Raw genomic sequence first — 22,685 nt, 5'->3', positions numbered from 1 at the left:
GGCTCGAACGAACAACGGATCGCGCCATGATCTCTCAAGCCGACAACCTCGCCCCCAACCGCGTCCCGGACGTCACCATCGATTTCTGGCTGGTCAAGATCATGGCGGTGACCATGGGCGAGACGGCGGCCGACTACCTCGCCGTGAAGCTCGGCCTCGGCCTTGCTGTCACGTCCTTGATCATGGGCGGCATCCTCATCGTCGCGCTCGTCCTGCAATTCGCGCAGAAACGCTATGTACCTTGGGCCTATTGGCTCGCCGTCGTGCTGATCAGCGTCGTCGGCACCCTGGTCGCAGACAACCTCATCGACGATTTCGGCGTGCGGCTGGAGACAACGACCATCGTCTTCTCGGTCGCCCTCGCACTGACTTTCGCGGTCTGGTATGCCAGCGAAAGGACCCTCTCGATCCACACCATCTTCACCGCCAGGCGCGAGATCTTCTACTGGCTAGCGATCCTCTTCACCTTCTCGCTCGGCACGGCTGCCGGCGATCTGGTGGCCGAGCGCTTCGATATCGGCTATCTCGCTACCGGCCTCATCTTTGGCGGCGTGATCGCGGCGATCGCTTTTGCCTGGTTCTTCCTCGGCCTGAACAGCGTCCTCGCCTTCTGGCTTGCCTATATCCTGACCCGGCCGTTCGGCGCCTCCTTCGGCGACCTGCTCTCGCATCCGGTCGACTATGGCGGGCTGGGCTTCGGCGCCACCTTCACCAGCCTGATTTTCCTCGGCTGCATCGTGGCCATCGTTCTCCATATGACGCTGAGAAAACTGATCGACGAAGACGAGCTGGCGCTCCTCGACTAGAGCATGTCGCGATCGACCGTAAGCTGCAGCAGCGAGACTGGCTCGGTCCGGGAGGGCCGGCAGCGCAGCCCGCCCGCTATCCCCTTGCGCGCCGCTCAACGATGCGCTAGATACTGAACCAAATGGTTCAGTATTCGAAGTCCCGCCTCGATGTCTCGTTCGCCGCGCTCTCGGACGCCACCCGGCGCGGCGTTCTGGAGCAGCTCGGACGCGCGGAGGCCTCGATCACGGACCTTGCCGAGAAATTCCACATGACCCTCACAGGCATGAAGAAGCATATCGGCGTCTTGGAACAGGCGGGGCTCGTCACCACCCGGAAAGCCGGGCGGGTGCGGACCTGCACGCTCGGCCTGCGCGGACTGGAGGAAGAGGCGGCTTGGATCGAGAGCTACCGCCGGCTTTGGGACGCACGCTTCGAAGAGCTGGACAAGGTTGTCGAGGAACTGAAACGGAAGGAGGAAGTCGATGGAACGGAGTGAGCCTGCTCGCACGACGGTAGAACGGAGGTCCGACCGTGAGCTGGTCGTTACGCGAACCTTCGACGCCCCCGCACGCATCGTGTTCGAGGCGTGGACCAAGCCCGAACTGTTCAAGCGGTGGTGGGCGCCCAAGTCTATGGGCATGATCCTGCGTTCCTGCGAGATGGATGTTCGCGTCGGAGGCGGGTACCGTTTGGCGTTCGGCCATGATGCCTCGAACCCCGCCGAGTTCTTCGGCCGGTATATCGAAGTGGTGCCGTACTCGCGCCTCGCCTGGACCAATGACGAAGGCGGCGACGGTGGACCCGTCACCACGGTGACCTTCGAGGAAAAGGGTGGCAAGACGCTGCTGGTGATGCACGAGCTCTATCCCTCGAAAGAAGCTCTCGACGCTGCCGGCACCGGGGCGGCCGATGCGATGGGCGAGACGTTCGGGCAACTGGACGAGCTTCTTCTCACGCTGGGCGCGAGCGCGGGACGACCATGAGGTCGCTCTCGCCGCCGGCCGCCCGGTTCTTCGCCGCTGCCGTCGGCGGTCGCGACGGATATCGGCTGTCCCTCGCAAAAATGTGTAGCGGCACTCGGTCTGGAAGCTCGTAAAAACAAATGGTTGAGGTGGCAAGGACGGCACCGGACAATGCGACTTCTGCTTGTTGAAGACGACCCGAGAACCGCGGATTATATCGTCAGGGGACTGACCGAGGCCGGCCATGTCTGCGATCTCTTGCGCGACGGTCATGACGGGCTCTTCGCCGCGACCCGCAACGCCTATGACGTGATCGTCGCCGACCGCATGGTGCCCGGCCTCGACGGCCTGTCGATGATCAAGGCGGTGCGTGCCGCCGGCATCCGCACGCCCGCTATTTTCCTGACCTCGATCGGCGGCGTCGACGACCGGGTCGAAGGCCTCGAGGCCGGCGGCGACGACTATCTCGTCAAGCCCTTCGCCTTTTCCGAGCTGCTTGCCCGCATCCATGCGCTCGGCCGCCGGCCGGCGGCGCAGGAGCAGAAGACGGCTTTGCGTGTCGCCGACCTCGAAATGGACCTTATCCAGCGCCGCGTCACCAGGCAGGGCCAACCGATCGACCTGCAGCCGCGCGAGTTCAGCCTGCTCGAAGTGCTGATGCGCGGCGAGGGCCGCGTCATCACTCGCACCATGCTGCTCGAGCGCGTCTGGGATTTTCATTTCGACCCCAAGACCAGTGTCGTCGAGACGCATATCAGCCGGCTCAGGGCCAAGGTCGACAGGCCCTTCGACGTGCCGTTGATCCACACCGTGCGCAACACCGGCTACAGCCTGCATGTCCCGGCCTGATCTTGCCTCCGCAATCACGGGGCGGCCAACCGCTTCCGCGGTCGCATGAGCGGGACGCGCTCCAGCCTGCTGCGCAGCACGCCGTTCCGGCTGGCGCTGACCTTCGCCTTCCTGTTCCTGCTGGCCTTCATCCTGTCGGGCGCGATCGTCTATCAGCTGATGAGCGCCTCGCTCGCCAGGCAGCTCGATCAATCGATCAAGGAGACCTATTCGCTCATCGCCGCGACCCATGCCGAGGGCGACGAGGAAGATCTCGTTTCAACCGTCAGGGACCATGCCCAGTTCAGCCAGGACAAGGACGAAATCTTTTCCCTCACCGATCGGAACGGCAACCGTCTCGCCGGGGATTTCACCGCCTCCAGCCTGCCGGACGGCTTTTCCATCTTCGCCGCCAGCCTGCCGGGCGTGCCGCCCAATACCGAGTATCGCGCCTATTCGGGCACGGTCGGCGGCAACAAGCTGACGGTCGCCTTCTCGCTTTCGGAAACCGAGGATCTGGAGAGGATCGTGTTGATGAGCTTCGGCTGGGCCACGCTCTTCATCACCGTCCTGGCGATCGGCGGCGGCGCCGTGCTTGCCTCGCGCGTCCAGCGCCGCCTCGACGGCATCGCCAATACTATGGTCGACGTTTCGCATGGGCGTCTCGATGCCCGCATCCCGCTGACCGGCAATGGCGACGACATCGACGCCGTCTCGGCCCAGGTGAATTCCGCGCTCGATCGCCTGTCGGCCCTGGTCGATGGCATGCGGGAGGTGAGCGCCAACATCGCCCATGATCTCAAGACGCCGCTCAACCGGCTGCAGATGATCCTGGAATCCGCCGCCGACAAGACGGTGTCGGGCGAGGACGTCTCGACCGAGCTGAGCGACGCCCGCACCGAGAGCCAGCAGATCAACAGCACGTTCGACGCCTTGCTGCGCATCGCCCAGATCGAAGCCGGCGCCCGCAAGGCGCGCTTCGTCGATCTCGATGTCGGCCCGGTCGTCGAGACCATTGGCGAAGTCTATGCCGATGTCGCCGAGGACGACGGCAAGTCTCTGTCCACCGTGATCGTTCCGGATACAAAATGGTACGTTCACGGCGACCGCGATCTGCTCATGCAGATGCTGGCCAATCTGGTCGAGAACGCGCTCAGGCATTGCCCGCCGGGCACCGCGATCGAGCTCTCGGTGACCCGGGCAGGCAACCACGTCCTCATTCATGTCCGCGATAATGGCCCGGGCATTCCCGCCGAGGAGCGCGAAAAAGTGTTCCGCCGGCTCTATCGGCTCGATGCCAGCCGCACGACGCCGGGCAGCGGCTTGGGCCTCAGCCTGGTCAAGGCGGTGGCGGACCTGCATGGCGCCGCGATAACGCTCGAGGACCGCAATCCGGGTCTCGGCGTTACCGTCAGCTTTCCGGCCGTGGGAACTCCGGTGACGTCGTCATTCTAGGGCGGAGCAAGGAGCGGAGCGACGCGCGCAGACCCTAGAATCCATGCCATAACTTCTGCCGGGAAATGCAACGGTGCAGAAGATTCTGTAACCGCTGCAACGCCTTAACGTCACGGCATGGATTCTAGGGTCTACGCGGTACGCTTCGCTTCCCGCTCCGCCCTAGAATGACGATCGCGATGGGCGACGACGGGTGGGCGACCGTCGGCCATTTTTACCGCGCCCCGCCCGCCCGGCGGAAATCGGAGGGCGACATGCCGGCAAGCTTGCGGAACGATTTGTTGAAGGCGCTGAGCGAGCCGAAGCCCGAGTCCATGGCGACCCTCAGCACATTGGCGTCCTCATGCATCAGCAGCGCCTGGGCGTAGCTCAACCGCAGCAGGTTGACATATTCGTTGAGCGTCATGCCGGTCGATTTCTTGAACAGGCTCATTGCGTATTTCGGGTGGATGTCGGCGGCAGCCGCGATGGTCACGCAGTCGACGTCGTAAAGGAAATTCTCGGCGATGAAATCGCACATGCGCCCGACATTGCGCGAGGACTGCTGGTCGAAGGCATTGCCGGCGCCTTGCCCGACCACCCTTTCCGGCACCAGCCGGTAAGGCTCGAAGCGCACCCGCTCGAGCCGCAGCAGCAGCTCGTTGACGGCATGTTCGGCCCTCGCCGGATCGCCCGAGCGCGCATATTCGTTCCAGCGCTTGAAATTGTCGTTGTCCGACTGGTCGGTCGCATAGGTCACCAGCGTCGCCCCGGTCATCAGCCGGTGGCGTATGTCGGCCGGCAGGTGCAGGCGGAAGAAATGCACCAGCGGCAGATGAGCGCCGGCATAGACGGCGTCGTCGGAAAGATCGTCCATCTGGTGCGGCAGGCCGCCCCAAAACAGGCACATCTCGCCGGCCGAAAGCGAAATCTCGTGCTCGGCCATGCGGTAATGCACGCGGCCCTGCACGATGAAATTCACCTCCACCTGGGCGTGCCAGTGCGGCTTCAGCATCACCAACGGGTGGTTGTAAAACATCTGCAGCATGAGCGGCAGTCCTTCGACGCTGCTCGCGCCAGGCTGGTAGAACGGACGCTCCGGCATCTTACTTTCCGCCAACTTCTTATTCCCTCTGACGGCGACAAGCCTTCCGCGCCGCATAGTCTAGTCACGCTCACAGTGAGAGAGCAAATGAAATGGGAGGATTTCAATGCGCACTACACTGACCTGCGCCGCGCTTATGCTTGCCCTGGGCTCCGGCCCGGCGCTGGCGCAGTCCGGCGAGATCACCATCTGGAGCTGGAACATCGCCGCCTCGTCGCTGAAGGCGACGGTCGAGGGCTTCAACAAGAAATACCCCGACATCAAGGTCACGGTTCAGGACCTCGGCAACCAGCCCACCTATGACAAATCGATCGCCGGCTGCGCCGCCGGCGGCGTCGGCCTGCCCGATATCGTCTCGATCGAGAACGGCGAGGCGGAGAATTACTGGAGCCAGTTCCCGGACTGCTTCGTCGATTTGCACACGCTGGGCTACACGGCGGAAGACCAGAAGAAATTCCCCGACTTCAAGCGCACCGAGCTCGAAGTCGGTGACAAGGCCTATGCCATGCCCTGGGATTCCGGCCCGGTGGCCGTCTTCTACCGCCGCGACTTCTACGAGAAGGCAGGCGTCGACCCGGCCTCGATCAAGACCTGGGACGATTTCATCGCCGCCGGCAAGAAGATCCAGGACGCCAATCCGGGCGTGTCGATGACCAATGCCGATTTCAACGGCGACACCGAATTCTTCCGCATGATCTCCAACGAGCAGGGCTGCGCCTATTTCGCCGAGGATGGCCAGTCGATCACCGTGGCCGAGCCGAAATGCGTCGACGCCATGACCAAGGTCAAGGAGATGAAGGACGCCGGCATTGTGTCGTCGGCGGACTGGTCGACCAAGATCACCAACAACACCGCCGGCACCGTCGCCAGCCAGGTCTATGGCGGCTGGTATGAAGGCACGATCCGCACCGAATCGCCGAAGGAGAGCGGCAAGTGGGGCGTCTACCTGATGCCGAGCCTGACCGCCGACGGCCCGCGCGCCGCCAATCTCGGCGGCTCGTCCCTGGCCATCACCTCGGCCTCGAAGAACAAGGAGGCGGCTTACGCCTATCTGAAATACACGCTTGAGACCAATGACGGCCAGATCACCATGCTGAAAGATTTCGGCCTGGTGCCGTCGCTGATCTCGGCGCTCGACGATCCTTACGTCTCGCAGCCGCAGCCCTATTGGGGCGGCCAGGCGGTGTGGAAGGACATCCTGGCCACGCTGCCCAAGGTGGTGCCGAGCCGCGGCACGCAGTTCCAGAGCGATGCCGAGATCATCGTCCGCGCCGTGCAGACCAAATACCTGGCCAACGGCTATCCCGACGCCAAGGCCGCGCTCGACGACGCCGCCAAGCAGATCGCCGCCGCGACAGGTTTGCCGGTTAAATAGTGCGCTGCCTCCCCTTCTCCCCTTGTGGGAGAAGGTGGATTGGCGCGCAGCGCCAAGACGGATGAGGGGTGTTCCAGCGGAGTGAGACGTTGGCGTTCCCTGGAACACCCCTCATCCGGCCGCTTCGCGGCTACCTTCTCCCACAAGGGGAGAAGGCAAGACAGGGCAGCGCCTGCATCGACAATTGGCGCTGCTCCGGCATTCGAAGCATGATCAACACCGCGCCCGCCAAGAAGGCGTAACCGGGAAAGGAGGAAGCCAATGCGCACCCAGAACGCCACCGCGTACCGCTTCCTCACGCCCTATCTTTTGATCTTCGCCATCTTCTGGATCTGGCCGATCATCTCTTCCTTCATCATCTCCTTCCAGGCGACGCGCACCGTGCCGTGGCGCTTCGCGCCGACCTTCAACTGGGGCCGCCTGATCGGCGACCCCGCCTTCTACAATGCGCTGAAGAACACGCTGCTGATCCTGGTCATCCAGGTGCCGGTGATGATTGCGCTGGCGATCGTCATGGCGGTGCTTCTGAACTCGCCGCTGCTTAAAGCCCGCGGCCTCTACCGCTTCGCTTTCTTCGCGCCCGTGGTGGTCGGCGAGGTCGCCTATTCGGCCGTCTTCCGGCTGATGTTCAGCCTCGATTTCGGCATCGTCAACAAGCTCCTGGAGAGCGTCGGCATCTCAAAGATCGACTGGTTCTCCAACGTCACGCCGGCCATGGCGCTGATCATGATCGCGGTCACCTGGCGCTGGGCCGGCTACAACGCCATCATCATCCTGGCCGGCCTGCAGTCGATCCCGGAGGATGTCTACGAGGCGGCGACGCTCGACCGCGTCAGCAGGGTGAAGCAGTTCTTCTACATCACCTTGCCGCTGCTGAAGCCGGTCATCGTCTTTTGCGCCGTGCTGTCGATCATCGGCACCATGCAGCTCTTCACCGAGCCGTTCCTGATCACTGAGCGCGGCGGCCCGGGTGGCGGCACCGAGACGCTCGGCCTGCTGCTCTACCGCCAGGGCTTCCGCTCGCTCAATTTCGGCTACGCCTCGGCCGTCGCCTATACCATGGCCGGGCTGGCCATCGCCATCACCCTGGTGCAGCTCTGGCTGATGAGGGAGCCGAAATGACCTCGCGCTCGCAAGCAAGGCTGGGCCGCGTCATAGCGCTGCATCTTTTCCTGACGCCGCTGGCGCTGGTCTGGTTGTTCCCGCTGTGGATGATGGTGGTGTTCTCCACCATGCCCGACAACGGCATCTTCAGCCCCGGCATCGAGCTCCTGCCGCATGACAATTTCCTCGACAATGTCGCCAACCTGCAGCGCGACACCAATTTCATCGGCGCCATCGGCATTTCGGTCTCGGTGGCGGTGACCTACACCGTGCTGTCGGTGCTGCTCACCTCGATGGCCGGCTGGGCGCTGGCGCGCTACGAATTCCACGGCAAGGGCGCGGTCGTCGCCATCATCTTCGGCACCATCACGCTTCCCTATGCGGTGGTGCTCATCCCGCAATTCATCATGGTGGCGCGCGACTTCGCTTTGGCCAACACCTGGATCGCGCTGATCGTGCCGCCCCTGTTCAATTCGCTGGGGGTGCTCTTCATGCGCCAGGCTTTCTCGATGATGCCGGCCGAATTGTTCGACGCCGCCCGCGTCGAAGGCGTCAAGGAATGGCGCATCTTCCTGTTCGTGGCGCTGCCGCTGGCCCGCCCGATGCTGGCGGCGCTTGCGATCATCCTCTTCCTCGCCTCGTGGAACAATTATCTCTGGCCGCTGCTGATCAACAGCCAGCCGGGCGCGATGACCGCGCCGGTGGCGCTCGGCACGCTGATCGGTCTGACCAAGGTTTCGTGGGGCGGCATCATGGCCGGCGCCGTCATGCTGACGGTGCCGATGCTCATCGTCTTCGTGCTGTTGCAGCGCCATTTCATCGCCGGCATCGCCGCCGGCGCGGTCAAATAGGAAGCGCGAGATGCCTCGCCGACTGGGACACAGAATGATGCAACCTAACTACATCTCGCTCTAACATGGCGGCCGTCACCCTCACCAATGTCGTCAAACGCTTCGGCACCTTCGAAGTCGTCCATGGCGCCAACATCGATATCACCGACGGCGAGTTCGTCGTCTTCGTCGGCCCCTCCGGCTGCGGCAAGTCCACGTTGCTGAGGATGATTGCCGGGCTGGAGGACATCAGCGGCGGCGACATCGCCATCGGCGGCAAGGTGATGAACGATGTCGAGCCGGCTGACCGCGGCATCGCCATGGTGTTCCAGTCCTACGCGCTCTATCCGCATATGACCGTGGAGCAGAACCTCTCCTTCGGCCTCAGAATGAACGGCAATCCGAAGGCCGACACCGAGCGCCGGGTCAGGAAAGCCGCCGAGATCCTGCGCATCGACGAATTGATGCAGCGGCGGCCGAAGCAGCTCTCCGGCGGCCAGCGCCAGCGCGTTGCCATCGGCCGCGCCATCGTGCGCGAGCCGCAGGTCTTCCTGTTCGACGAGCCGCTCTCCAATCTCGACGCCGAGCTCAGGGTGCAGATGCGGGTCGAGATCTCGCGCCTGCACAAGGAGCTCGGCGTCACCATGATCTATGTGACGCACGACCAGACCGAGGCGATGACGCTGGCCGACCGCATCGTTGTGCTCAAAGCCGGCAATGTCGAGCAGATCGGCGCGCCGCTCGATCTCTATGACGACCCGGCCAACCGTTTCGTAGCCGGCTTCATCGGCTCGCCGAAGATGAATTTCCTCAGCGCCAAGGTTGTCGAGACGACGAACAGCGCCGCGATTATCGAGCTCGCCCATCACGGCGGCGCCAGATTGCGCAAGCCGCTTTGCGAGACTTTTCCCGCCATCGGCGCCGAGGTCGTGCTCGGCGTCAGGCCGGAGCATTTCTTCGAGGCCGGCGAGGGCGATTGCGACATCCCGGTCAAGGCCGACGTCGCCGAGCATCTGGGCTCGGTGAGCTATGTCTATGCCAATGCCGGACCCGAGGAGCTGATCGTCGAGCGCGAGGCTTCGCGCCAGCGCGCCAGCGGCGACCATTTCACGGTCTCGATCAAGGCGGAACGGGCGCTGCTCTTCGACAAGGCGGGTGCCAGGATCCGCTGACCCGCAAATTTTCTTTGCCGGCACGCCAGGCGTGGCGGCGACCCATGGAGAATTCGACATGACACCCTCATCCAGGAAAATCCGCTGGGGCATCCTCGGACCCGGCAGCATCGCCAAATCCTTTGCGGGCGGCGTGGCGGGGTCGCGCAACGGCGAGCTGGTCGCGCTCGGCGCCCGCAATCCCGCCAAGCCGGGCTTGGCGCAGAGCTTTCCGGGCGCGCGCATCCTTGACGGCTATGAGGCGCTGCTCGCCGACAAGCAAGTCGACGCCGTCTACATTTCGATCCCGCATCCTGGCCATGCCGAATGGGCGATCAAGGCCGCCGAGGCCGGCAAGCATGTCTTGTGCGAGAAGCCGCTGGCGCTGACCGCCTTCGAGGCCGACGCCATGATGCATGCGGCGCGCAAGGCCGGCACCTTTCTCGGCGAGGCCTTCATGTACCGGCTGCACCCGCAGACGCTGCAATTGGTCGAGCTGATCAAGTCGGGCGCCATCGGCGAGATCCGCATGATCAAGTCGAGCTTCGGCTTCGCCATGCCGGGCTTCATGCCGGAACATCGGCTCTATGCCAACGACATGGCCGGCGGCGGCATCCTCGATGTCGGCGGCTATCCGGTGTCGATGGCGCGGCTGATCGCGGGCGCCGCCGCCGGGCAGCCTTTCCTCGAGCCGGACAAGGTCGTGGGCGCTGCCCATCTCGGCCAATCGGGCGTCGATGAGTGGGCCTCGGCCCTGCTCACGTTCCCCAACGGCATCGTCGCCGAGATCTCCTGCAGCATCTCGCTCAACCAGGACAATGTGTTGCGCATCTTCGGCACCAAGGGTCAGATCGAGGTGCCCGATTTCTGGTTCGCCGGTGGCAACCGCGACGTCGGACCGGGCCGGATCGAAGTGATCCGGTCCGGGGCGGCTCGCGAGGTGATCAGCCTCGACGAGACCCGCCACCTCTACTCCTTCGAGGTCGATGCCGCCGGCGAGGCGATCCTGGCCGGACGGCAGGAGTTCGCCTGGCCGGGCATGGGCTGGGCCGACAGCCTCGGCACGCTGCGCGTCCTCGACAAATGGCGTGCCGCGGTCGGGCTGGAATATGACATCGAAAAGCCGGCTAAGCGCGTCAACACCCTCTCTGGCCGGCCGCTGCGGACCGATGGCAAGGCCATTGGCAAGCGCGCCATTCCCGGCCTGCCGCGCGCAGTGTCGCTTCTGGCGCTCGGCTTCGAGGATTTCCGCACCTTCTCCTCCGGCTCGATCCTGCTCGACGCCTATTTCGAGGCCGGCGGCAATCTGTTCGACACCGGCTTCGTCTATGGCGCCGGCTACACCGAGACGCTGCTTGGCCAATGGCTCAGGAATCGCGGCGTGCGCGAGCAGTCGGTGATCATCGCCAAGGGCGCGCATTCGCCGCTCTGTTATCCCGATGTGATTGCGAAGCAGCTGGCGCAGTCGCTCGACCGGCTGCAGACCGACCATGTCGACATCTATTTCATGCATCGCGACAATCCGGACGTGCCGGTCGGCGAGTTCGTCGACGCGATGGATCGCGAGGCCAAAGCCGGCCGCATCCGCGGCCTGTTCGGCGGCTCCAACTGGACGATGGAGCGCATGGATGCGGCCATTGCCTATGCCGAAAAGAACGGCAAGCAGAAGCCCGGCGCGCTCTCCAACAATTTCTCGTTGGCCGAGATGCTGGAGCCGATCTGGGCCGGTTGCGTCACCTCCTCCACGGATGCCTGGAAAGCCTGGCTGACGGCAAGGCAGATGCCCAACTTCGCCTGGTCGAGCCAGGGCCGCGGCTTCTTCACCGACCGCGCCGGCCGCGACCGGACCGAGAATGAGGAGCTGGTGCGGGTCTGGTATTCGGAAAAGAATTTCGGCCGCCGCGACCGCGCCATCGAACTGGCGCGCAAGCTCGGCAAGAGCCCGATCCATGTCGCGCTCGCCTATGTCCTGGCGCAACCCTTCCCCTCGGTGCCGCTGATCGGCCCACGCACGCTGGACGAGCTGGAGGACAGTCTTAGGGCGCTGGATATCAAGCTGACGCCGGAGGATGTGGCGTGGCTTGACGAGGGGCCGGAGAGACGGAGGGCTTGATCGGAGCGAGGAAAAACAAACGCCTCATTCCTTCGCCCCCCTCTCTGCCCTGCCGGGCATCTCCCCCTCAAGGGGGGAGATCAGATGTCACGCCGGCTTTCGCCAATCACCAATGCTGCAGAAAAGGCGCCGGCGTCGAAGCTGCCAATCTCCCCCCTTGAGGGGGAGATGTCCGGCAGGACAGAGAGGGGGGCCTCGCGCCAACATCTCAGACCCCCCGCCTACCGATCCACCCGTGTCGACAAAATAATCGACGACGACGTCCGCTCGACCCCCTCCATCGCCCCGATCCGGTCTAGCAGCGCGTCGAGGTCGCGGATCGATGGCGCGTCGACGATGACGATCATGTCGAAATTGCCGCTCACCGAATGCACCGTGCGCACCGGCGGCATCGCCGCGAGGCTGCGCACCACCTTCTCGGCGAGCTTCGGCGTCACGGTGAGCAGCACATGCGCCTTGACCAGCCCTTGCTCATAATCGGGCGACAGCCTGACCCCATAGCCGGTAATGATGCCGCGCTGCTCCAGCCGCTCGATGCGGCTCTGCACCGTGGTACGCGACACGCCAAGCTGGCGCGCGAGCTCGGCGGTCGAGGCGCGCGCGTTGGCGCGCAACAAGGTAAGCAGGGCTTGTTCGGCTTCACTGATCATTTCGACGAAACCTTTCGCCATATCGCTCAAAGTTCGGCGTCATATTGCCAGATTCCACGCTTCCCTTCGACAGGCAAGCTGCGAAGATTCCCGCCACATCGCAATCAGCATTGGCAGGGGAATTGGATCATGAAGAACATCGTTGTCGTCGGCGCCGGCAAGATCGGCTCGACCATAGCTGAAATGCTGAACGCCACGGGCGACTACCGCGTCACGCTGGTCGACCGCTCGGCGGCCCAGCTTGCCGCTGCCGAACTGCCGGCCGGCATCGCGACGCAGGAGCTCGATATCGCCGCTTCGGGCGAGCTCGAAAAGGTGCTCGCCGGCAAATTCGCCGTGCTCAGCGCCGCGCCCTTCCACCTCACCACGCGCATCGCCGAGGCGGCCGCCGCCACCGGCGTGCATTATCTCGATCTCACCGAGGACGTCGTCTCGACCCGCCGCGTCAAGGAGCTCGCGCGTGACGCCAAAAGCGCCTTCATCCCGCAATGCGGCCTGGCGCCAGGCTTCATCTCGATCGTCGCCAACGACCTCGCCAGCCGCTTCGACACTCTGGAAAGCGTGCGCATGCGCGTCGGCGCGCTGCCGCAATATCCGTCCAACGCGCTGAACTACAACCTCACCTGGAGCACCGACGGCGTCATCAACGAATATTGCGAACCCTGCGAAGCGATCGTCGAGGGCGAGCTGATCGAGGTGCCGCCGCTGGAGGAGCGCGAGGAATTCTCGCTCGACGGCGTCACCTATGAGGCCTTCAACACCTCCGGCGGTCTCGGCACGCTCGCCGAGACGCTGAAGGGCAAGGTGCGCACGCTGAACTACCGCACCATCCGCTATCCCGGGCACGCCGCGATCATGAAGGCGCTGCTCAACGACCTCGGCCTGCGTCATCGCCGCGACGTGCTCAAGGACATTTTCGAAAGCGCCCTGCCGGCGACGCTGCAGGACGTGGTCATCGTCTTCGTCACCGTCTCGGGCCGCCGCAACGGCCGCCTGCTGCAGGAGACCTACGCCAACAAGATCTATTCGCAGCGCGTCGGCAACATCGTGCGCAGCGCCATCCAGATCACCACCGCCTCAGGCATCTGCGCCGTGCTCGATATGCTGGCCGACGGCTCGCTGCCGGCGAAGGGCTTTGTCAAGCAGGAAGACATCGCCCTCGACGCCTTCCTCGCCAACCGCTTCGGCCGCGCCTATGCCCAGCACGAGATGGTAAGCCGGCTGGCGAGCTGAGGTCTCTTCCTTCTCCCCTTGTGGGAGAAGGTGGATCGGCGCGCAAGCGCCGAGACGGATGAGGGGTGTTCCAGCGGAGTGAGAGGCTTGCTTTCCCTGGAGCACCCCTCATCCGTCGCCTTCGGCGACACCTTCTCCCACAAGGGGAGAAGGGGGAGCTAAACATGCAGCGCGTGGCCCAGCGCCTTCAGCGCCGCTTCCTGAAAACCCTCGCCCTGCGTCGGATGCGCGTGGACCATGCCGGCGATGTCCTCCAGCCGTGCGCCCATCTCCAACGCCAGGCCAAATGCCGCCGACAGTTCCGACACGCCCTGCCCGACCGCCTGGATGCCCAGCACCAGATGGTTGTCGGCACGCGCCACGACCCGCACAAACCCGTCCTCGCCCTGTTTGGTCATGGCGCGGCCATTGGCGGCGAAGGGGAACTGGCCGATCTTGATCTCGCCGGCGAGCGCCTTCGCTTCTTCGGGCGACAGCCCGGCGGTGACCAGCTCCGGATCGGTGAAGCAGATCGCCGGAATGGCGCGCTTGTCCCAGCTTCTTTTGTGGCCGGCGACGATCTCGGCCACCATCTCGCCCTGCGCCATGGCACGGTGCGCCAGCATCGGCTCGCCGGTGACGTCGCCGATGGCAAAAATGCCGCGCATCGAGGTGCGGCACTGGTCGTCGATGCGGATGAATTTTCCCGCCATGTCGAGGTCGATCTGCTCCAGCCCCCAGCCTTCGGTCAGCGGCTTGCGGCCGACCGTGACCAGGATCCTGTCGGCGGCGATCTTGGCGTTCTTGCCGTCGGCCGTCTCGACCAGCAGCGCGTCGCCCTTGGCCGACAGGCCTTTGGCCTTCGCCCCTGTCATCACCTCGACGCCGAGCTCGCCGAGCCGTTTCAGCACCGATCTTGTCAGCTCGGCGTCATATTGCGCGAGCACCCGCGGCAAGGTCTCGACCACGGTGACCTTCGCACCCATCCTGGCGAAGGCCATGCCGAGCTCCAACCCGATATAGCCGCCGCCGACGACCGCGAGCTTGTTCGGCATTTCGCCGAGATCCAGCGCTTCGGTGGACGAGATCACCGGGCCGCCGAAAGGCAGGAAGGGCAATTCTACAGGCGCCGAACCAGTGGCGATGACGACGGTCTCGGCGCGGATCACCTGGGTTCCGGTTTCGGTCTCGACCTCGACGGTCTTGCCGTCCCGGAAGGTTGCCCAACCATGCACGGTCTTCACCCTGGCCTTCTTCAACAGGCCGGCCACGCCGCTGTTGAGCCGGCTAACGATCCCGTCCTTCCAGCCGACAGTTTTCGCAAGATCGAGCGTCGGCGCGGCGACCTTGATGCCCAGCTGATCCTTGCCGCCGGCCATATGCGCGACCTTCTCGAACGCCTCCGCGGCATGGATCAGCGCCTTCGACGGGATGCAGCCGACATTGAGGCAGGTGCCGCCCGGCTTGCCGAACTCGACGATGACCGTGTCGACGCCGAGCTGGCCGGCACGGATGGCGCAGACATAACCGCCCGGCCCGGCGCCGATGACGAGCAGCTTGCAGGAGATTTCTTTCATGACGGCTTGCTTCCTTTCGGCGGAGGCGGCGAGGCGCCTTTTCCTTCTCCCCTTGTGGGAGAAGGTGGATCGGCGCGACAGCGCCGAGACGGATGAGGGGTGTTTCAGGGAAAGCCAACGTCTCACTCCGCTGGAGCACCCCTCATCCGTCGCCTTCGGCGACACCTTCTCCCACAAGGGGAGAAGGGGGAGCGCGCATTTCGGCGCCGCGACGTTCGAGATCAACCCCATCTCCCTCAATCCACGAAGATCAGCGCCGGCGTTTCCAGCAGCGCCTTGATGCGCTGCACGAACACCGCGGCGTCCCAGCCGTCGATGACGCGGTGGTCGAAGCTGGAGGACAGGTTCATCATCTTGCGCGGGATGAACTGCGTGCCGTCCCACACCGGCCGCACCATCATCTTGTTGACGCCGACGATCGCCACTTCCGGGTAGTTGATGACCGGCGTCGTCGCCACGCCGCCCATGGCGCCGAGCGAGGTGATGGTGATGGTCGAGCCGGAAAGCTCCTCGCGGCTCGCCGTGCCGGCCTTGGCCGCATCGGCCAGCCGGTTGACTTCCGCAGCACTATCCCACAGGTCGCGCGCCTCGGCATGTTTCACCACCGGCACCACCAGCCCGTTGGGCGTCTGCGCGGCGATGCCGATATGGATGCCTTCATGCCGGTGGATGATGCCGGCATCGTCGTCGAACAAGGCGTTGAGGTTCGGCTGCTCGCCAATCGCCTTGACCATCGCCCGCATCAGGAATGGCAGCAGCGTCAGCTTGGGCCTTTCTGTCCCCTTGGCGCCGCGCTTCTCCTTGTTGAGCGTGGCGCGCAATTCTTCCAATGCGGTGACGTCGATCTCCTCGACATAAGTGATATGCGGGATGCGCGATTTCGCCAGCGCCATCTTTTCGGCGATCTTGCGCCGCAGCCCTACGACCTTGATGTCCTCGACGCCGTCCTTCCGGGCAAGTCCGGTGGCGCGGGCGACTTGCGGGCCGCGCGCGAGGAATGCGTCGATGTCCTCATGGCTGATGCGCCCGGCCGGACCGCTGCCCGGAACCTGGCGCAGATCGATGCCGGCTTCCTTGGCGCGCAGGCGGACGGCCGGCGAGGCAAGCGGCTTCTCGCCTTCCGCGCGCGGCGCGCCCGAAAGGCTGGGCATGGCGCGATCCTTCTTAACGCCGTCATCCTCGGGCTTGTCCCGAGGATCTGCCGACCTGCGTGGATGCGACGCCGCCGGTTCCGGCGAACCAGCGGATCCTCGGGACAAGCCCGAGGATGACGGCGCTGCGTTTTGCGCAGGGGGAAGACGATCGCCATGGCTCGCCCCAGCTGGGATGCCGTCGGCACCACTCTCACTTGACGGCGTGTTTTTCACATTGCCTTCGCCGGCCACTTTCAGCCGCACGATCGGCGAGCCGATCGCCACCGTGTCGCCGATCTCGGCGCCGAGCCACAGGATCTCGCCATCGACCGGCGACGGGATTTCGACCGTCGCCTTGTCGGTCATGACGGCGGCGAGAACCGTGTCCTCGCGCACGAGGTCGCCGACCTTGACGTGCCACTCGACAAGCTCTGCCTCGGCGACGCCTTCGCCGACATCGGGCAGCTTGATGACGTGCTCGCCCATCTCAGGCCTCCCCCACTCTAAGCTTCCAATGTTTCGATCAGCGCGCGCCCGACCCGCGCCGGGCCGGGGAAATAGTCCCATTCCTGCGCATGCGGATAGGGCGTGTCCCAGCCGGCGACCCGCGCCACCGGCGCTTCCAGATGGTAGAAGCAGTTCTCCTGCACCAGCGCCACCAGCTCGGCGCCGAAGCCGGAGGTGAGCGTCGCCTCGTGCACGACGACGCAGCGGCCGGTCTTCTTCACCGAGGCGACGATCGCCTCGAGATCGAGCGGCAGCAGCGTCCGGAGGTCGATGACCTCGGCATCGATGCCGGTCTCCTCGGCCGCCGCCTGCGCGACATAGACCATTGTGCCGTAAGCGAGCACGGTGACGGCCGATCCCGGCCGGCGGATCGCCGCCTTGCCGAGCGGGATCGTGTAGTGGCCGTCCGCCACCTCGCCCAACTCATGCTTTGACCACGGCGTCACCGGCTTGTCGTGATGCCCGTCGAACGGGCCGTTGTAGAGCCGCTTCGGCTCGAGGAAGATCACCGGGTCCGGATCCTCGATCGCCGCGATGAGCAACCCCTTGGCGTCATGCGGGTTGGACGGCACGATCACCTTCAGGCCGGAGACATGGGTGAACAGCGCTTCCGGGCTCTGGCTGTGCGTCTGGCCGCCGAAGATGCCGCCGCCGGTCGGCATGCGCACCACGATCGGGCAGGTGAAATCGCCGTTGGAGCGATAACGCAGCCGCGCCGCCTCCGACACGATCTGATCGTAAGCCGGATAAACATAATCGGCGAATTGCACCTCGACGCAGGGCTTCAGCCCATAGGCGGCCATGCCGATAGCCGAGCCGACGATGCCGGATTCGCTGATCGGCGCGTCGAAGCAGCGGCTTTTGCCGTATTTGGCCTGTAGGCCTTGCGTGGCGCGGAAGACGCCGCCGAAGAAGCCGACATCCTCGCCATAGACGATGACTTGGCTGTCGCGCCCCATCGACACGTCCATGGCGTCACGGATCGCCTCGATCATCGTGCGTCTCGGCATGGTCAGACCCCCGCCTGCTGGCGCTGACGCCTGAGATGCGGCGGCATCTCGGCATAGACGCCCTCGAACATGTCGCGTGTCGACGGCTTGCCGCCGGCATGCAGCGTGCCGTGGCTTTCGGCCTCCTTCTGCGCCGCGATCACCGTTTCGAGGATCTCGGCCTCCGCCTGGGTGTGTCGCTCCTCCGACCAGACTTCCTTGTGGATGAGGTGGTTCTTCAACCGGATCACCGGATCGCCGAGCGGCCAGGCATCGGATTCCGCCTTCGGCCGGTAGGCAGACGGATCGTCCGAGCTCGAATGCGCGCCGGCGCGGTAGGTGACATATTCGACCAGCGTCGGCCCGAGATTGGCGCGCGCCCGCTCCGCCGCCCATTTGGCCACCGCATGCACGGCGAGATAGTCGTTGCCATCGACGCGCAGCGACGGAATCCCGAAGCCGAGCCCGCGCGCGGCGAACGTGCCGGAGCCGCCGCGCGCGATGCCCTGGAAGGTCGAAATCGCCCACTGGTTGTTGACGACGTTGAGCACGACAGGCGCCTTGTAGGTGGAAGCAAACACCAGCGCCGCATGGAAATCGGACTCCGCCGTCGAGCCGTCGCCGATCCACGCTGCCGCAATCTTGGAATCATTGGAGATCGCCGAGGCCATCGCCCAGCCGACCGCCTGGATATATTGCGTGGCCAGATTGCCGGAGATCGAGAAGAAGCCGTGCTCCTTCGACGAATACATGATCGGCAATTGCCGGCCCTTCAGCGGATCGGCTTCGTTGGAATAGATCTGGTTCATCATCGTGACCATCGGATAGCCGTCGGCGATCAGAAGGCCGGCCTGCCGGTAGGTCGGGAAGTTCATGTCGCCCGGCTTGAGCGCCTTGCGGAAAGCGCAGCTCACCGCCTCTTCGCCCAGATGCTGCATGTAGAAGGAGGTCTTGCCCTGACGCTGCGCCATCTGCATGCGCGCATCGAAGGTCCTGAGCGTCATCATATGGCGCAGGCCCTCGAGCAGCTCCTCGTCGCTGAGCAGCCCGGCCCATGGCCCGACGGCCTCGCCGGCGCGGTTCAGCACACGGATGATGGAGAAAGCCATGTCGCGGATGCTGCGCGGATCGACCTCGATCTCCGGACGCGGCACCGAGCCCGCCTTGGGGATGGTCACATTCGAGAAGTCGGGCGTGCCGCCGGGCCGCACCTCGGGCTCGGGCACATGGAAGCGCAACAATCCAGCGTCGGCCATGAGCTCACATCCTCCAATGTTGCCGGTGCGATATTTGCACATCCGCGCCGCCAGACCAGTGCCAATTCGCCGGACCTCGGCACGGCCTTCCTCCCGGGCCGTCAGCTCGGCTGAGCAATGCGGCACGCAAGCGCCAAGATGCAGATATGGCGGCGAAATTTCTTTTCGATGTTTTCACGCCGCGCGCAATTTGGCGGAAGTTTGCGGGGCGATTGCCGCCAGAAAATGCGATTGGGAGGTGGAGCCGGGCGCGGCCTTCCCCTTCTCCCCTTGTGGGAGAAGGTGTCGCCGAAGGCGACGGATGAGGGGTGTTCCAGATGCCACCAGCGTCTCACTCCGCTGGAACACCCCTCATCCGTCTCGGCGCTGTCGCGCCGATCCACCTTCTCCCACATGGGGAGAAGGGGAAGACGCTAGTTCCGTCACCCCGCCCCGTGCTAACTCACCGGGCATGGCACAGAAGAAAGGATACGAGGTCGATTCGTGGCTGGCGAAGCCGGATCCGGCCATGGCAATCGTCCTGCTTTACGGCCCCGACCGCGGCCTTGTCGCCGAGCGGGCGAAGACCTTTGCCGCGAAAACCGGGCTGCCGCTCGATGACCCGTTCTCCGTCGTCAGGCTGGACGGCGCCGAAGTCGATCGCGACGAAGGCCGCCTGCTCGACGAAGCGCGCACCGTGCCGATGTTTTCCGACCGGCGGCTGCTTTGGGTGCGCAACGCCAGCGGCCAGAAGGCGCTGGCTGACGACATCAAGGCGCTGACCGCGGAGCCCGCGCGCGACGCCATCATCCTCATCGAAGCCGGCGACCTGAAGAAAGGCACGGGCCTCAGGGCCATCGTCGAGGCTGCGGGCAACGCGATCGCCTTGCCGTGCTACGCCGACGAAGCCCGCGACCTGGATTCGGTGATCGACGACGAATTGCGCAAGGCCGGCATGTCGATGACGCTGGACGCCCGCCAGGCGCTGCGCCGCAACCTCGGCGGCGATCGCCTCGCCTCGCGTGGCGAGATCGAGAAGCTGGTGCTCTACGCGCACGGCCACAAGGAGATCGGCATCGACGACGTCAACGCGCTGTCGGGCGACGTCTCCGGCGCTTCCTTCGACGCCGCTGTCGACGCCATGCTGGACGGCAAGGTCGGCGATTTCGACATCGCCTTCAACCGTCACTGCCAGTCCGGCGGCCATCCGTTCCTGGTTCTGTCATCGGCGATGCGGCAATTGCAGGCGATCCAGGCGATGCGCGGCCAGATGGAGACCGGCGGCCGCAACGCCGCTTCGGTCGTCGCCGGCGCCCGCCCCCCGGTCTTCTTCTCGCGCCGCAAGCTGGTGGAAAAGACGCTGGAGCGCTGGAACGTCGAGGCGCTCGCACGCGCGCTCGGCCGGCTGCAGACGGCGGTGCTGCAGACCCGCAAACGACCGGACCTGTCGGAAGCGCTGGCACGCCAGGCGCTGCTTGGCATTGCCATCGAGAGCGCGAGGCTGGGGCAAAGGTAGCTGCCTGCCGCTGCTCAATTCATCATCATAGCCGCCGGCTGAAAGGTCGGCAGCGCCTGGGGAAAGACCAGCACCACCGCGCCGTAAAGGAGCAGGGCGATGCCCGACACCTTGGCTATGCCCTTTCCCGCCGGGAAGGTCTTTTCCGCAAAGATCAGCAGCGTGACCACGGCCATTGCGGCGACATTCATGATCCCGAGCGGGAAAAGTGCCAGAAACAAGAGCCAGCAACAGCCCAGACAAAAGGCGCCGTGCTCGAGGCCCATGCGGACCGCGCCCCAAGAACCATCGCGCCAGGAGGTCAGGATGAAACCGATTGGCGTGCGGCATTTGGCCAGGCACAGATCCTTCAGCGGCGAGAGCTGGTAGGCGCCGGCAATGATCAGCAGGGCGCCGCCAATGCGCGCGGCCGTCGCCGTGGACAATCCCGCATGATCGGCAAGCGTCTCGGCTCCTGCGGCGCCGGCAAAAGCCAAAACGCCCACCGTGCCCCAAACCAGCATATAGCCTGCCACGAATACCCAGGTAGCGACAAAGGCCTCGCCGCGACCTCGTTTGCCGGCTTGGACCTGGTGGAAGGTCAGGATCATGGGCGCCGCCGTCGGAAACATCATGGCAATCATCATGATCATCCAGACGGCAAGAAACAGCGGCGCCGCCATGCCCATGGTGGGTGAGTACATCTGCATGCGCATGTCCGCGTCCATGCCGATCTGCTGCCGGATGAGCAAGACCCACGCCGCCGCGGCGACCGCGCCCAACAGGGCGAGAATGATGTTTCGCTGCAATGTCAGCGTCATGGGCGAGGCCGTTCCGACCATGCGTGCGGGACTATTGCTGGCCGGACCAATTGATCGGAGCGTAGTGTGCGTTCCGGCGGGAATTGTCCCAACTCATGCCATGGTCGCTGAAAGTATTGCCTTCCATTCCCATCGCCATACCGAGCCAGTCGGGATTGACGGGATGGCCGGAGGCCACCCACATCTCGCCGTCCTCGCGCATTGTCGGCAACGGTTCGACCGCCAGCTGCATCACGCCGGCAATCTCCACCGACCGCTTCTTGCCGTCGACCTGGTATCTGATCGGCACCTTCTTGGCTCCGAGATTGGTGCTGATCATCGGCGCGAAGGCGGCCATCGGCCCGCCCGCGGCGCCGGTGAAGATGGCGCCCAGCGCTTCGGTCTGCCTGTCATCCGCATGGTCGTCGATATAGGCGGCGGCCGTCCAATTGCCCTCCGCCATCGGGCCCGGCGTGTGAGCAACCATCGCGACATTGAGCCCGTCCAATCGAACGTCCCCGAAACTGCCCTTGTCGATATGAAAGACCAGAGCGACGTCGCAAACGCCTTTCGTCGGCTTCGACGTCAGCTGCGCCTGGGTGGACAGCAGGCAAGGACATACGACATCGCAGCTGCAGTTTTCGAAGTAGCTTCCAGACAACCGCCAACTGACTGCCATTTACACCTCCCCATTGTGTCAGGCGTGTCCGGCTTTGGCGAGGCGGTGCCGTTTCACGGAGAACGGCAGATAGCCCTCACCGCGACTGATCGGCACGCCGGGGCAGTAATTTAAGGTCAAGCTAATAGAGCGTACGCCGTTGCCGTGGACTGTCAAGCGGAGGGCGCTGGGGAGGGGCGCTGTCTCGCCGACATATCCTTCGTCATTCTAGGGCGGAGCAAGGAGCGAAGCGACGCGCGCAGACCCTAGAATCCATGCCATGGCATTGGCCGTAGAATGCTGCGGTCCAGAATAGGCGCCGATGGCTGCGCCAGCTAGGATCGCCAGATGACCGGCTATGTCTCATGACTGCTAGCCAGAAAGGGGGCACGATCTATATCGGTGTCACCAATGACCTTGCCCGCCGCATACCCGAGCACAAGAATGGCCAAGATTCCAGCTTCGCCAGCCGTTGCGGTGTGCAGCGTCTCCTCTGGTACGAGGAATATTTCGACATCGCTGATGCCACCCAGCGTGAGACGTCACTGAAACGCTGGCCACGGCGATGGAAGATTGAACTGATCGAAAAGAGCAATCCGGAATGGTTCGAGCTGTTTCGCGGAATTGGTTGGTGAGCGTTCTGCACCGTGGCGGCGCTCAGGCGTCACGGCATGGCAACTGTGTTCACGCGAATGCGGTTTTGTCGCGAATGATAGCGTTGAGGACGACCAGGAGCTT

20 protein-coding genes and 1 pseudogene are annotated in these 22,685 nt (G+C 64.4%); 13 read left to right on the top strand and 8 right to left on the bottom strand.

What is annotated here, in order from left to right:
• Positions 1 to 26 precede the first annotated feature (26 nt).
• The 5 genes from LB529_RS24875 (at position 27) to LB529_RS24855 (ending at position 4,034) form a co-directional block, all read left to right on the top strand.
• Positions 27 to 806 (top strand): hypothetical protein, encoded by a 780-nt coding sequence (locus LB529_RS24875; protein ID WP_224712570.1) that lies wholly within the window; start codon positions 27 to 29, stop codon positions 804 to 806.
• A 122-nt stretch (positions 807 to 928) separates the two neighbouring features.
• The gene (locus LB529_RS24870) at positions 929 to 1,285 is read left to right on the top strand and encodes an ArsR/SmtB family transcription factor (protein ID WP_224532518.1); all 357 of its coding nucleotides are present in this window, start codon (positions 929 to 931) and stop codon (positions 1,283 to 1,285) included.
• Positions 1,272 to 1,772 carry an SRPBCC domain-containing protein gene (locus LB529_RS24865; protein ID WP_224532519.1) on the top strand — a complete coding sequence of 167 codons (501 nt, stop codon included), beginning with the start codon at positions 1,272 to 1,274 and terminating at the stop codon, positions 1,770 to 1,772. Before LB529_RS24870 ends, LB529_RS24865 begins: the two co-directional genes overlap by 14 nt.
• 150 nt (positions 1,773 to 1,922) lie before the next feature.
• Positions 1,923 to 2,600, top strand: coding sequence for a winged helix-turn-helix domain-containing protein (locus tag LB529_RS24860; protein WP_140683150.1), 678 nt, complete (start codon positions 1,923 to 1,925; stop codon positions 2,598 to 2,600).
• 45 nt (positions 2,601 to 2,645) lie between these two features.
• The gene (locus LB529_RS24855) at positions 2,646 to 4,034 is read left to right on the top strand and encodes a sensor histidine kinase (protein WP_224712569.1); all 1,389 of its coding nucleotides are present in this window, start codon (positions 2,646 to 2,648) and stop codon (positions 4,032 to 4,034) included.
• Positions 4,035 to 4,248: 214 nt separating this feature from the next.
• Here LB529_RS24855 and LB529_RS24850 read toward each other — a convergent pair whose 3' ends face one another.
• Complete coding sequence (locus tag LB529_RS24850; RefSeq protein ID WP_224712568.1) at positions 4,249 to 5,118, bottom strand: helix-turn-helix domain-containing protein; 870 nt, start codon at positions 5,116 to 5,118, stop codon at positions 4,249 to 4,251.
• A gap of 106 nt (positions 5,119 to 5,224) precedes the next feature.
• Between LB529_RS24850 and LB529_RS24845 the strand changes: the two genes are divergently transcribed.
• The 5 genes from LB529_RS24845 to LB529_RS24825 all read left to right on the top strand — a co-directional run bounded on the left by LB529_RS24845 (position 5,225) and on the right by LB529_RS24825 (position 11,691).
• The gene (locus tag LB529_RS24845) at positions 5,225 to 6,493 is read left to right on the top strand and encodes an ABC transporter substrate-binding protein (RefSeq protein WP_224532413.1); all 1,269 of its coding nucleotides are present in this window, start codon (positions 5,225 to 5,227) and stop codon (positions 6,491 to 6,493) included.
• A 261-nt stretch (positions 6,494 to 6,754) separates the two neighbouring features.
• Positions 6,755 to 7,615 (top strand): carbohydrate ABC transporter permease, encoded by an 861-nt coding sequence (locus LB529_RS24840; RefSeq protein ID WP_095769856.1) that lies wholly within the window; start codon positions 6,755 to 6,757, stop codon positions 7,613 to 7,615.
• The gene (locus LB529_RS24835) at positions 7,612 to 8,448 is read left to right on the top strand and encodes a carbohydrate ABC transporter permease (protein ID WP_224712567.1); all 837 of its coding nucleotides are present in this window, start codon (positions 7,612 to 7,614) and stop codon (positions 8,446 to 8,448) included. Before LB529_RS24840 ends, LB529_RS24835 begins: the two co-directional genes overlap by 4 nt.
• A gap of 65 nt (positions 8,449 to 8,513) precedes the next feature.
• On the top strand, positions 8,514 to 9,599 hold the full coding sequence (locus tag LB529_RS24830; RefSeq protein ID WP_224712566.1) for an ABC transporter ATP-binding protein: 1,086 nt from the start codon (positions 8,514 to 8,516) through the stop codon (positions 9,597 to 9,599).
• 58 nt (positions 9,600 to 9,657) lie between these two features.
• Complete coding sequence (locus LB529_RS24825) at positions 9,658 to 11,691, top strand: aldo/keto reductase (RefSeq protein WP_224712565.1); 2,034 nt, start codon at positions 9,658 to 9,660, stop codon at positions 11,689 to 11,691.
• Positions 11,692 to 11,912: 221 nt separating this feature from the next.
• Here the strand turns inward: LB529_RS24825 and LB529_RS24820 are convergent, their stop codons facing one another.
• Positions 11,913 to 12,341 carry an Lrp/AsnC family transcriptional regulator gene (locus LB529_RS24820; RefSeq protein WP_224712564.1) on the bottom strand — a complete coding sequence of 143 codons (429 nt, stop codon included), beginning with the start codon at positions 12,339 to 12,341 and terminating at the stop codon, positions 11,913 to 11,915.
• Between the two features lie 129 nt (positions 12,342 to 12,470).
• On the opposite strand from LB529_RS24820, the gene LB529_RS24815 reads away from it, so the two are divergent.
• Positions 12,471 to 13,574 carry a saccharopine dehydrogenase family protein gene (locus LB529_RS24815; protein ID WP_224712563.1) on the top strand — a complete coding sequence of 368 codons (1,104 nt, stop codon included), beginning with the start codon at positions 12,471 to 12,473 and terminating at the stop codon, positions 13,572 to 13,574.
• Between the two features lie 158 nt (positions 13,575 to 13,732).
• Here LB529_RS24815 and lpdA read toward each other — a convergent pair whose 3' ends face one another.
• The 4 genes from lpdA to LB529_RS24795 form a co-directional block, all read right to left on the bottom strand.
• A complete protein-coding gene (gene lpdA, locus LB529_RS24810) occupies positions 13,733 to 15,130 on the bottom strand; it encodes a dihydrolipoyl dehydrogenase (RefSeq protein ID WP_224712562.1) in 1,398 nt (465 codons plus the stop codon).
• A 236-nt stretch (positions 15,131 to 15,366) separates the two neighbouring features.
• Positions 15,367 to 16,749 (bottom strand): dihydrolipoamide acetyltransferase family protein, encoded by a 1,383-nt coding sequence (locus LB529_RS24805; RefSeq protein ID WP_224712561.1) that lies wholly within the window; start codon positions 16,747 to 16,749, stop codon positions 15,367 to 15,369.
• Between the two features lie 17 nt (positions 16,750 to 16,766).
• A complete protein-coding gene (locus LB529_RS24800; RefSeq protein WP_140845359.1) occupies positions 16,767 to 17,780 on the bottom strand; it encodes an alpha-ketoacid dehydrogenase subunit beta in 1,014 nt (337 codons plus the stop codon).
• Between the two features lie 2 nt (positions 17,781 to 17,782).
• Positions 17,783 to 19,015 (bottom strand): 3-methyl-2-oxobutanoate dehydrogenase (2-methylpropanoyl-transferring) subunit alpha, encoded by a 1,233-nt coding sequence (locus tag LB529_RS24795; protein ID WP_224544376.1) that lies wholly within the window; start codon positions 19,013 to 19,015, stop codon positions 17,783 to 17,785.
• 451 nt (positions 19,016 to 19,466) lie between these two features.
• Between LB529_RS24795 and holA the strand changes: the two genes are divergently transcribed.
• Positions 19,467 to 20,510 carry a DNA polymerase III subunit delta gene (gene holA, locus LB529_RS24790; protein ID WP_224544377.1) on the top strand — a complete coding sequence of 348 codons (1,044 nt, stop codon included), beginning with the start codon at positions 19,467 to 19,469 and terminating at the stop codon, positions 20,508 to 20,510.
• A 14-nt stretch (positions 20,511 to 20,524) separates the two neighbouring features.
• Here the strand turns inward: holA and LB529_RS24785 are convergent, their stop codons facing one another.
• Positions 20,525 to 21,271, bottom strand: coding sequence for a DUF2182 domain-containing protein (locus LB529_RS24785; protein ID WP_224712560.1), 747 nt, complete (start codon positions 21,269 to 21,271; stop codon positions 20,525 to 20,527).
• Between the two features lie 70 nt (positions 21,272 to 21,341).
• Entirely contained in the window at positions 21,342 to 21,968 is a 627-nt protein-coding gene (locus LB529_RS24780; protein WP_224712559.1) for a DUF1326 domain-containing protein, read from the bottom strand.
• A gap of 327 nt (positions 21,969 to 22,295) precedes the next feature.
• On the opposite strand from LB529_RS24780, the pseudogene LB529_RS24775 reads away from it, so the two are divergent.
• Positions 22,296 to 22,582 (top strand): annotated as a pseudogene (locus LB529_RS24775) (GIY-YIG nuclease family protein).
• The last annotated feature ends 103 nt before the right edge of the window (positions 22,583 to 22,685 follow it).

This window comes from Mesorhizobium sp. CA5 (assembly GCF_020165105.1).
Taxonomy (GTDB): domain Bacteria; phylum Pseudomonadota; class Alphaproteobacteria; order Rhizobiales; family Rhizobiaceae; genus Mesorhizobium.
Note: the sequence above shows the minus strand (reverse complement) of the source record. Positions and strands in the feature narration are given on the sequence as shown.